10 protein-coding genes are annotated in these 9,440 nt (G+C 70.6%); 6 read left to right on the top strand and 4 right to left on the bottom strand.

Features of this window, described 5'->3' with window-relative positions; all coding sequences use genetic code 11:
• Nucleotides 1–118 precede the first annotated feature (118 nt).
• The 3 genes from ACFWEP_RS26105 (at nt 119) to ACFWEP_RS26115 (ending at nt 2,232) form a co-directional block, all read left to right on the top strand.
• On the top strand, nt 119–622 hold the full coding sequence (locus tag ACFWEP_RS26105; RefSeq protein ID WP_387373423.1) for a septum formation initiator family protein: 504 nt from the start codon (nt 119–121) through the stop codon (nt 620–622).
• Nucleotides 623–724: 102 nt separating this feature from the next.
• Nucleotides 725–1,270, top strand: a complete 546-nt coding sequence (locus ACFWEP_RS26110; protein ID WP_387373409.1) for a DUF501 domain-containing protein — start codon at nt 725–727, stop codon at nt 1,268–1,270.
• Complete coding sequence (locus ACFWEP_RS26115) at nt 1,267–2,232, top strand: exopolyphosphatase (RefSeq protein ID WP_387373411.1); 966 nt, start codon at nt 1,267–1,269, stop codon at nt 2,230–2,232. The genes ACFWEP_RS26110 and ACFWEP_RS26115 overlap by 4 nt, the downstream gene beginning before the upstream one ends.
• A gap of 56 nt (nt 2,233–2,288) precedes the next feature.
• Here ACFWEP_RS26115 and ACFWEP_RS26120 read toward each other — a convergent pair whose 3' ends face one another.
• The 3 genes from ACFWEP_RS26120 to ACFWEP_RS26130 all read right to left on the bottom strand — a co-directional run bounded on the left by ACFWEP_RS26120 (nt 2,289) and on the right by ACFWEP_RS26130 (nt 3,563).
• Entirely contained in the window at nt 2,289–2,558 is a 270-nt protein-coding gene (locus ACFWEP_RS26120) for a type II toxin-antitoxin system RelE/ParE family toxin (protein ID WP_387373413.1), read from the bottom strand.
• The gene (locus ACFWEP_RS26125; protein WP_387373415.1) at nt 2,555–2,827 is read right to left on the bottom strand and encodes a type II toxin-antitoxin system Phd/YefM family antitoxin; all 273 of its coding nucleotides are present in this window, start codon (nt 2,825–2,827) and stop codon (nt 2,555–2,557) included. The genes ACFWEP_RS26120 and ACFWEP_RS26125 overlap by 4 nt, the downstream gene beginning before the upstream one ends.
• Nucleotides 2,828–2,960: 133 nt before the next feature.
• Entirely contained in the window at nt 2,961–3,563 is a 603-nt protein-coding gene (locus tag ACFWEP_RS26130) for a gamma carbonic anhydrase family protein (RefSeq protein WP_387373417.1), read from the bottom strand.
• Nucleotides 3,564–4,066: 503 nt separating this feature from the next.
• Between ACFWEP_RS26130 and ACFWEP_RS26135 the strand changes: the two genes are divergently transcribed.
• Nucleotides 4,067–5,431 (top strand): family 43 glycosylhydrolase, encoded by a 1,365-nt coding sequence (locus tag ACFWEP_RS26135; RefSeq protein ID WP_387373418.1) that lies wholly within the window; start codon nt 4,067–4,069, stop codon nt 5,429–5,431.
• Nucleotides 5,432–5,470: 39 nt separating this feature from the next.
• On the opposite strand, the gene ACFWEP_RS26140 is transcribed toward ACFWEP_RS26135, so the two are convergent.
• Nucleotides 5,471–5,791 carry a type II toxin-antitoxin system Phd/YefM family antitoxin gene (locus ACFWEP_RS26140; protein WP_387373419.1) on the bottom strand — a complete coding sequence of 107 codons (321 nt, stop codon included), beginning with the start codon at nt 5,789–5,791 and terminating at the stop codon, nt 5,471–5,473.
• 562 nt (nt 5,792–6,353) lie between these two features.
• On the opposite strand from ACFWEP_RS26140, the gene ACFWEP_RS26145 reads away from it, so the two are divergent.
• Nucleotides 6,354–7,739 (top strand): NAD(P)/FAD-dependent oxidoreductase, encoded by a 1,386-nt coding sequence (locus tag ACFWEP_RS26145; protein ID WP_328719872.1) that lies wholly within the window; start codon nt 6,354–6,356, stop codon nt 7,737–7,739.
• Nucleotides 7,740–8,085: 346 nt separating this feature from the next.
• Nucleotides 8,086–9,393, top strand: a complete 1,308-nt coding sequence (locus ACFWEP_RS26150) for a class I SAM-dependent methyltransferase (RefSeq protein WP_387373421.1) — start codon at nt 8,086–8,088, stop codon at nt 9,391–9,393.
• The last annotated feature ends 47 nt before the right edge of the window (nt 9,394–9,440 follow it).

Raw genomic sequence — 9,440 nt, forward strand, 5'->3', positions numbered from 1 at the left:
GGGTTCCCCCGATTCATGGGGTTATCCACTGCCCGTGAGGGCACCACCCTCCGTCGGTCCCCGCACTCGGTCCCGTACCGTGTGCGGGGACGGACGTGCGTGACGGGGAGGCATGAACATGGCCGTGAAGGACCGCGACCGGTTCTCCACCGCGACCAGGCTGCGGCTGCTCGGCGAGCAGACGGCGGCCCGCGTCTACCGCTCCCAGAACCGCCGCCAGGCCCACCGCTCCCGGCTCACCGGCCGCGCCGCGTTCCTGGCGCTGATCGTCTGCACCCTCATCGTGGCGCTGGCGTACCCGATGCGGCAGTACGTCTCCCAGCGTGAGGAGATCGCCGACCAGGAGCGGACGCTCCAGGACGCCGGGAAGCGCGCCGAGGAGCTGCGGGACGAGAAGGCCCGGCTCCAGGACGACGCGTACATCCGCCGCCTCGCCCGCGAACACCTCCACTACGTCCTTCCCGGCGAGACCGGCTACACCGTGGTCGACCCCGACGCGGCGGACGACGGCCGGGGCGAGCCCGGCGCCGACGGCCGGCCCTGGCACTCCAACCTCTGGGACGGCGTGGACAGCGCGGACGGCTCCGGCAGCGAGTCCGACGGTTCCTCCCACGGCGACTGAGTCCCGCCCCGCGCGGCCAGGCACACTGGTCCGAGCGCGAACCGCGCCCCGCGGCGCACCGCATCCCACAGAGCAGCACCTCCGAGCAGAACCAAGGCAGGCATGGACACCGCCCCTCCGCAGACCGAATCCACTCCGCCCACCGACGCGGACATCGCCGCGTTCGAGCAGCAGCTCGGACGGCCGCCGCGCGGGCTGCGCGCCATCGCGCACCGCTGCCCCTGCGGCAACCCGGACGTGGTGGAGACCCAGCCCCGTCTGGAGGACGGCACGCCGTTCCCGACGACGTTCTACCTGACGTGCCCGCGGGCCGCGTCCGCGATCGGCACGCTGGAGGCGAACGGCGTCATGAAGGAGATGACCGAGCGCCTGGGCACCGACCCGGAGCTCGCCGCCTCCTACCGCGCCGCGCACGAGGACTACCTCGCCCGCCGCGACGCCATCGAGGTCCTGGAGGGCTTCCCGAGCGCCGGCGGCATGCCGGACCGGGTGAAGTGCCTGCACGTCCTCGTCGGCCACTCGCTGGCCGCGGGACCCGGCGTGAACCCGCTCGGCGACGAGGCCATCGCCATGCTGCCCGAGTGGTGGGCCAAGGGCCCCTGCGTCACGCCCTGCACGTCCGAGAAGCCGGCCGGGGAGACCGCGTGACCACGACCAGGGTCGCGGCCGTCGACTGCGGCACCAACTCCATCCGGCTGCTCGTCGCCGACATCGACCCGGATACCGGTGGCTTCACCGAGCTGGACCGCCGGATGCGGATCGTCCGCCTCGGCCAAGGAGTCGACCGCACCGGACGCCTCGCCCCCGAGGCCCTGGAGCGCACGTTCGCCGCCTGCCGCGAGTACGCCGGGGCCATCGAGGAGCTCGGTGCCCAGAAGATCCGCTTCGTCGCCACCTCCGCCTCCCGCGACGCCGAGAACAGCGCCGACTTCGTCCGCGGCGTCCACGAGATCCTGGGCGTCGAGCCCGAGGTGATCACCGGCGACCAGGAGGCCCAGCTCTCCTTCGACGGGGCGACCAAGGAACTCCACGGCAACAGCGGCCACGGCTTCGCCTCCCCGTACCTCGTGGTCGACATCGGCGGCGGGTCCACCGAGTTCGTCCTCGGCGACGACACGGTCCGCGCGGCCCGCTCGGTCGACATCGGCTGCGTCCGCATGACGGAGCGCCACCTCGTCCAGGACGGCGCGAAGATCGACCCGCCGACCGAGGCCCGGATCGCGGCGATCCGCGCCGACATCGACGCGGCCCTCGACCTCGCCGCCGAGACGGTCCCGCTCACCGAAGCCACCACCCTCGTCGGCCTCGCCGGCACGGTCACCACGATCGCCGCCATCGCGCTGGACCTTCAGGAGTACGACTCCGAGGCCATCCACCACTCCCGGATCTCCCTCGCCCGCGTGGAGGAGATCACCACCAGCCTGCTCGCCTCCACCCACGCCGACCGCGCCGCGATCCCCGCGATGCACCCCGGCCGGGTCGACGTCATCGCTTCCGGCGCCCTGATCCTCCAGGCCCTGATGCGGCGCACGGGGGCCCAGGAGATCGTGGTGAGCGAGCACGACATCCTGGACGGGATCGCGTTCTCGGCGGCTCCGGGCTCCGAGTGATCCGCTGAGCGGAGGCCGGGTGCGGGGGCATGGTGCTCGCGGGCCCGGCCTCTGTCTCAGATGCCGCGGCGGACGTCGCGCCGGTCGCCGACCTTGACGACGAGGATCACCAGTTCGTCGTTCTCGATCTGGTAGGCGACCCGGTAGTTCCCGACCCGGAGGCGGTAGAGACCTGAGGAGCCGACAAGTTTCTTGACGTCGACGTCTTCGCGGTACGGGTCTTCGCCGAGCGCGGTCAACGCGGCCAGGATGCGCATGGCGGCAGGCCGGTTGATGGCCCGGAGTTGTCGCTGTGCCGTGGCGGTGAACCGGAACGCGTACTTCACGCCGCGCCTTCGGAGCGTTCGGTGAACAGATCGGCCAGCAGTTCGGCCATGGTCACGGTCGGGTCGTCCTGGGCCAGGACTGCTTCCGCTTCCCGAGCCAGCAGGACGTCCGCGGCTTCCTCCAGTGCGTAGAAGTCGGAGATCGGGACCACAGCGGCAACGGGCTCCCCATTGCGGGTGATCACCGTGGGCGTGCCCTCCTCGGCGCGATTGATGTGGTCCGCAAGGTGGGCGCGGGCTTCTCGCACGGTCGCGGTCGTCTCAGTCATGAGAAAAGTGTACGCGTCGGTGTGTACACGCGACGAGTGGGCGAAGCGCGTTCGTGAGGCGATGCCCGACGGGATCGCGTTCCCGGTGGCCTGACGCCGGTCCCGTCCCGACTCGATGAACGGCCCGGGAGACTTAGATCAGCCGGTCGTGGCGATGGCGGCCGAGGGCCCGGCCGAATCGCTCGGAGATGCCCGGCAGGAGACTCTCGCCTTCGGCGGGACGGTCCAGGCCGAAGACGTAGCCGGGGAAGTCGAGATCCTTCTGCACCGCCCAGATCGCCTCGTGATCCTGGGGCGGAAGGATTCGGGCCGGATCCCCGACGGCCACCCAGCCGATCGGCACCGTCGCGTCGGCGGGCAGCACCGTACGCAGGTGCACGATGCCGTTGATGCGGACCTCCGAGCGGGTACCGATGCGTGCGCCGTTGAACACCCGGCTTCCGGTGGCCAGGAACACCTCGTCCTCCACCGAGCAGCCGGTCAGGTAGGACATGGGGCCGACCAGGACCTGCCGTCCCAAGCTCAACGGATCGCGCCGTGTCCCGCGCAGGACCGCGTTCTCCATCACGATGCAGTCCTCGCCGAGTTCCACCGGCCCGCCTTCGGCGCTGAGCACGGCTCCGAACAGCACCCGGCAGCCCGCTCCCACCCGAACGTCCCCGCACAGCGTCGCCGTCGGCGCGACGTAGGCCGTGGGGTGGACGGTCGGCGAACAACCCTCGTGATCGATCAGCATGTTCACGATCATGCAACGGCCCAGGCCGCTTCCGCAGGCCCTTTGAACCACTGTTCGGCGAAGGGGTTGCGGAGCAGCCGGTGCCATGTGCCGACATGCGTGCTGATGTGCCGATCGTGCCGCGTCACCACGTCGGCCGTCCCGATTCACAGGACCTCCGGCCCGGATTAAATCGGCGACCCCTTGACGTAGATCATCGGGGATTCCCATGCTGGATTCCTGCCGTCCGAGGCCGGTCCGCAGGCTCGTCGCGAGCGGGTAGAGACCCGCGGACCATGCGTGCCGCGCCGCGGTCCGGCCGCCTGTCCGGGGTCGCGCTGACCTTCAATCCCGCTCACGGCGACAGGCGTTGAGCGCATCTGCCGACGCCCCGTCAACCATCGTCGCCCGGTGCGCGGCAGACGCACGGGCGGCCGTCGCCGCTCGTGCGCCGACCGGGCGCGGTGCCGCCGCGTGCCCGCGTGCCGGCACAGGACACTCGTACCCCGAAGGAGGGCTGACCCATGACCAGCCACGAGAACCGACCGCCCGTCGGACGCCGGGCCCTGCTGGCAGGGGCCGCCGGACTGGGAGCGGCGGCGGCACTGCCGGTACAGGCCGCGCAGGCCGCGCCGAGTGGGCATGCCGCCCCGCCCGCCCCGGTCGCGCCGAAGGACGCGCCCGGCCACGCGCACGGGCGGTACCCGGCGAACTGGCCCGACCCCGCCCCGTACGGCACTGCCGACACCCGCCAGGACCTCTGGCCGAGGGAGGACAACTCCTTCGTGCTGCCGCTGGAGTTGCGCCCACGTGACGAGGAGCTCGGACGGGTCTGGATGCGGGACACGTACGTCAACTGCTTCACCGTCGACGGCCGTCCGCTCTACGTCGCCACCGGCACCACACGGGTGCCGGGGCTCGAAGCGGCCGGGCCCTGGAACGACGGGATCTTCGTGTGGACGGCGCGGGACCTCAAGGGGCCCTGGAAGCTGGCCGACACGACCGGTATCCGGCCCGGCGCCGAGAAGGGCAAGGTGTGGTCGCCCGAGTTCGTCGGGGAGAACCGGCCCGGCCGCACGGTCGTCGCTCCCTGGCAGGAGTACTGGTACGACTCTTCGTTCGGCAAGCGCGGTCAGGCGTGGGCGCCGGAGGTGCACCGGGTCGGCGGCAGGTGGTACGTCGTCGCGTGCATGGGCGACCACTCGAAGAAGGTCGGCTCGTTCCTGCTCGTCAGCGAGGGCGGCGTCGAGGGCCCGTACCGGTTGATCGAGGGCAACCTCGACAAGCCCTTCGGGGACTCGTTCATCGGCGGCCCCGCGTTCATCGCACCCGGGGCCTACCACCACATCGACGGCAGCCTGTACGCCGAGGGCGACGACGCCTGGCTGGTGCTGCACAACAACCTGTACGCGAAGTTCCGGGACGACATGGAGGACATCGTCCCCACGACCGGTCTCCCCGCGTTCCTGCAGACCCCGTACTCCCCGGAGCCGTACCTCGAAGGCGCGTACGTCTTCCGTCACGGCGGCAAGTACTTCCTGCTCCAGGCCGCCTGGGACCGGACCTCGGTCAACGCCGACGGCAGTACCCGCCAGGGGTACGACACCGCCGCGGCCGGGCGGGTCCAGTACCAGTACGACGCCGTCGCCGCAGTCTCGGACACCTTCGAGGGGCCGTACTCGCAGCGGTGGACGGTTGGCGTCGGCGCCGGCCACAACAACTTCTTCGAGGACCACCGGGGGCGGCTGTGGGCGACCTTCTTCCGCAACCCGAACTTCGGCCACTGGTCCCACGCCTCACGTCTCGCCGAGTCCGCCGTGCCGGGGGTCGTGCGGGTGGAGTGGACAGGGCCGGAGGGCAGCCGGCTGTACGTCCGGCGCCGCGACTGAGCCCGGGAGGGCGGCGGAGGGCGGGGCGGGCACGAGGGCTCAGCGCTCCTCTTCTCCTCGCTGTCCGGCCTGCCGTTCGTCTTCCTCTCCGTTCTCGTCCGTCGGGCCCTGGTGGTCGGTGAGGACGTCCGTCAGGAGTTCGGCCACGGTCGTGGTCGGGTCGACTCCGGCGAGCACCGCCTCCATGTCGAGCACGTCGGCCGCCTCCTCCAGGGCCTCGAAGTCCGCGATCGGCACCACGGCGGCCACCGGGGTGCCGTCGCGGGTGATCACCGTGGGTCCGCCCCGCTCGGCGTGGTCGATGGGGGCGGCGGGGTTCGCGCAGGCCTCCCGGACCGTCACGGTTCTCCTTGTGGTCATATGTCCAGTGTGTGCGCACTCGGGGCGGGCGCGCGCGTCCGGCCGCCGGGTGTGCTCGCCGGCCCGCCGCGCAACCCCGCCCGGGCTCCCTTCGCGCGCAACCTCACCTCCCGCGATCCGTGCGCTCACATGCGGCCCGGCCTGCACCTCTGATGCTTTACTGGGGCTCCCGGGGGGCTTGGGAGGGACCCGGAGGAGGTCTTCGGGGAGGCGTGGGGACCAACTTCGTGAAGTTCTTCACAAGGAATTCGGTCCCCTCGGGGCAAGTTCTTAGCTCTCAGGGGTTCGAACGTGCCTGTGCGTACGTTTTGTGCGGTACGCGCGGGTGTCCCCCGCGCGGTGCGCTCGGGGTGGACGGAGAGGGGCGAGGGGGTGCGAGGAGCCTTCGCTCCGAGGTCAAGGGCCAGCTCACAGGCGGTGAACAACGTTCGCCGCGCGGCTGTGGTTCCCCGTGTCGACCATGACCTGGGTCACGCGGGCCGCGCAGTGTAGCAGAGGGGGCCCACAACCTTGTGAAGGGGCTCACGAGCTACCCCCCTGGATGGGGTGGATACTCGATTGCATGAGCACCACGGAGCGTCCCAGGATCCTCGTTGTAGGCGGTGGGTACGTAGGCCTGTACGCAGCTCGACGCATTCTCAAGAAGATGCGCTACGGAGAGGCGACCGTCACGGTCGTCGACCCGCGCTCGTACATGACCTACCAGCCCTTCCTTCCCGAAGCTGCCGCAGGCAGCATCTCGCCTCGGCATGTCGTCGTCCCCTTGCGACGCGTGCTGCCCAAGGCTGAGGTTCTCACCGGTCGTGTGACGACCATCGACCAGGACCGCAAGGTCGCCACGGTCGCGCCGATCGTCGGCGAGGCTTACGAGCTGCCCTTCGACTACCTCGTCATCGCGATGGGCGCGGTCTCCCGTACCTTCCCGATCCCCGGCCTCGCCGAGCAGGGCATCGGCATGAAGGGCATCGAGGAGGCCATCGGCCTGCGCAACCACGTCCTGGAGCAGCTGGACAAGGCTGACTCCACGACCGACGAGGAGATCCGCCGCAAGGCGCTGACCTTCGTCTTCGTCGGCGGTGGCTTCGCCGGTGCGGAGACCGTCGGTGAGGTCGAGGACATGGCCCGGGACGCGGCCAAGTACTACACGAACGTCAAGCGCGAGGACATGCGCTTCGTTCTCGTCGACGCCGCCGACAAGATCCTTCCCGAGGTGGGCCCGAAGCTGGGCGCCTACGGCAAGGAGCACCTGGAGTCCCGCGGTGTGGAGATCTACCTCTCCACCTCCATGGACAGCTGCGTCGACGGCCACGTCGTGCTGAAGAACGGCCTCGAGGTCGACTCCAGCACCATCGTGTGGACCGCCGGTGTGAAGCCGAACCCGGCGCTCTCCCGCTTCGGTCTGCCGCTCGGCCCGCGTGGCCACGTGGACACCAGCGAGAAGCTCCAGGTGCAGGGCACCGACTACATCTGGGCCGCCGGCGACAACGCCCAGGTCCCGGACATGGTCGGCCGCCGCGCCGGCAACCCGAACGCCTGGTGCCCGCCGAACGCCCAGCACGCGCTGCGCCAGGCCAAGGTCCTCGGCGACAACGTGGTCTCCGGCATGCGGGGCTTCCCGCAGAAGGAGTACAGCCACGCCAACAAGGGTGCGGTCGCCGGTCTCGGCCTGCACAAGGGCGTCGCGATGATCGTCATGGGCAAGGTGAAGATCAAGCTCAAGGGCCGTCTCGCCTGGTACATGCACCGTGGCTACCACGGCATGGCGATGCCGACGTTCAACCGCAAGATCCGCGTCTTCGCCGACTGGACCCTCGCGATGTTCCTCAAGCGCGAGGTCGTCTCCCTGGGTGCCATGGAGACGCCGCGCGAGGAGTTCTACGAGGCCGCGAAGCCGGCTCCGGCTCCCGCCGCCGCGAAGTCCGAGGGCGAGAAGGCCAAGGCCTCCTGACCCCGGCGCTCCCGCGAGGGCGCTCGGGCTCCGTACGCGGAGCCGCCGGTGCGTGACCTGTACGACCCGAAGGGGCCGTCCGCCATCCGTGGTGCGGGCGGCCCCTTCGGCGTACCCGGGCGGGTTTCCCGCAGAGGGCCGGCCCGGGGGAAGCCGCGATTCCGGTTGATACTTGGTGGCTACATGTACTTTGCCCAAGCATTGCCCAGTAGCGGGATGACGGTAGCCGCGGCCAGAGTTGACGTATGTGTTACCTCGTCGCGACGCTGAGGCGTGTCGGCGGGGCAACGATGCGTGTGTATACATATATGGGCATTTTGGGAACACCACCACGGAGGTGTGCGCCATGGCAGACGCCGCGTCGCGGCTGACCGCTCTTCTCACGGAACTGCTCGGAGAACCCCTCCCGGTTCGCATCCGGGCCTGGGACGGCAGCGAGGCCGGCCCGCCGGGTGCCCCCGCTCTCGTCATCCGCCACCGCCGCGCCCTGCGACGGCTGCTGTGGAAGCCGGGCGAGCTGGGACTGGCCCGGGGCTGGGTCGCCGGAGAGATCGACGTCGAGGGCAATCTGTACGAGGCGCTCGACAGCATCGCCGCCCTCCTCTGGGAGCGGGGTGCCGACGCCAAGGAAGCGATCCACCCGCTGCGCGACCCGAAGATCCGGACCTTCGCGAAGGGCCTCGCCCAACTCGCGGGCCCCTACCCGCCGCCCGCCCCGCCCGCCGAGGAGATGCACCGCCGTCGCACCGGCCCGCTGCACACCCGGCGCCGGGACAAGGAGGCCATCAGCCACCACTACGACGTGGGCAACGACTTCTACGCGATGGTCCTCGGCCCGTCCATGGTCTACTCCTGCGCCTACTGGGAGGACGGCGGCACCCTGGAGGACGCCCAGCGCGACAAGCTCGACCTGGTCTGTCGCAAGCTCGCCCTGAAGGAGGGCGACCGGCTGCTCGACGTCGGGTGCGGCTGGGGCTCCATGGCCATCCACGCGGCCCGCGAGTACGGCGCACTCGTCACCGGCGTGACCCTCTCCACCGAACAGGCCGCGTACGCCCGCAAGCGGGTCGCCGAAGAAGGGCTGACGGACCGCGTCGAGATCCGCGTCCAGGACTACCGGGACGTGCGCGACGGACCGTACGACGCGATCTCCTCCATCGGCATGGCCGAACACGTCGGCTCCGTCCGCTACCGCGAGTACGCCGACGACCTCTACGCCCTCCTCAAGCCCGGCGGCCGGCTGCTCAACCACCAGATCGCCCGCCGCCCCGAGAAGGACGAAGAGGCGTACCACGTCGACGAGTTCATCGACGCCTACGTCTTCCCGGACGGCGAACTCGCGCCCCTGGGACGGACCCTCGGTCTTCTGGAGGAGGCCGGGTTCGAGGCACGGGACGTCGAAGTGCTGCGTGAACACTATGCCTTGACGCTACGTCAGTGGGTCGCCAACCTGGAGGCCAACTGGGCCGCCGCGGTGGCGGCCACCTCACCCGGGCGTGCCCGGGTCTGGCGGCTCTACATGGCCGCGTCCGCCCTCTCCTTCGAGCACAACAAGATCGGCGTCAACCAGATCCTCGCCGTGAGGCCGACGGACGCCGGACACTCCCGGATGCCCGCCCGCTCCCGCCGGTGGACGGCCTCCGCCACCGGCTGAGGCGTACCGCCACGCAGCAGGGGCCGGAGACCGCGTGGTGAGCGGTC

Origin of the sequence: Streptomyces sp. NPDC060198, from assembly GCF_042728415.1 — a bacterium.
In the GTDB taxonomy this organism is placed as follows: Bacteria; Actinomycetota; Actinomycetes; order Streptomycetales; family Streptomycetaceae; genus Streptomyces.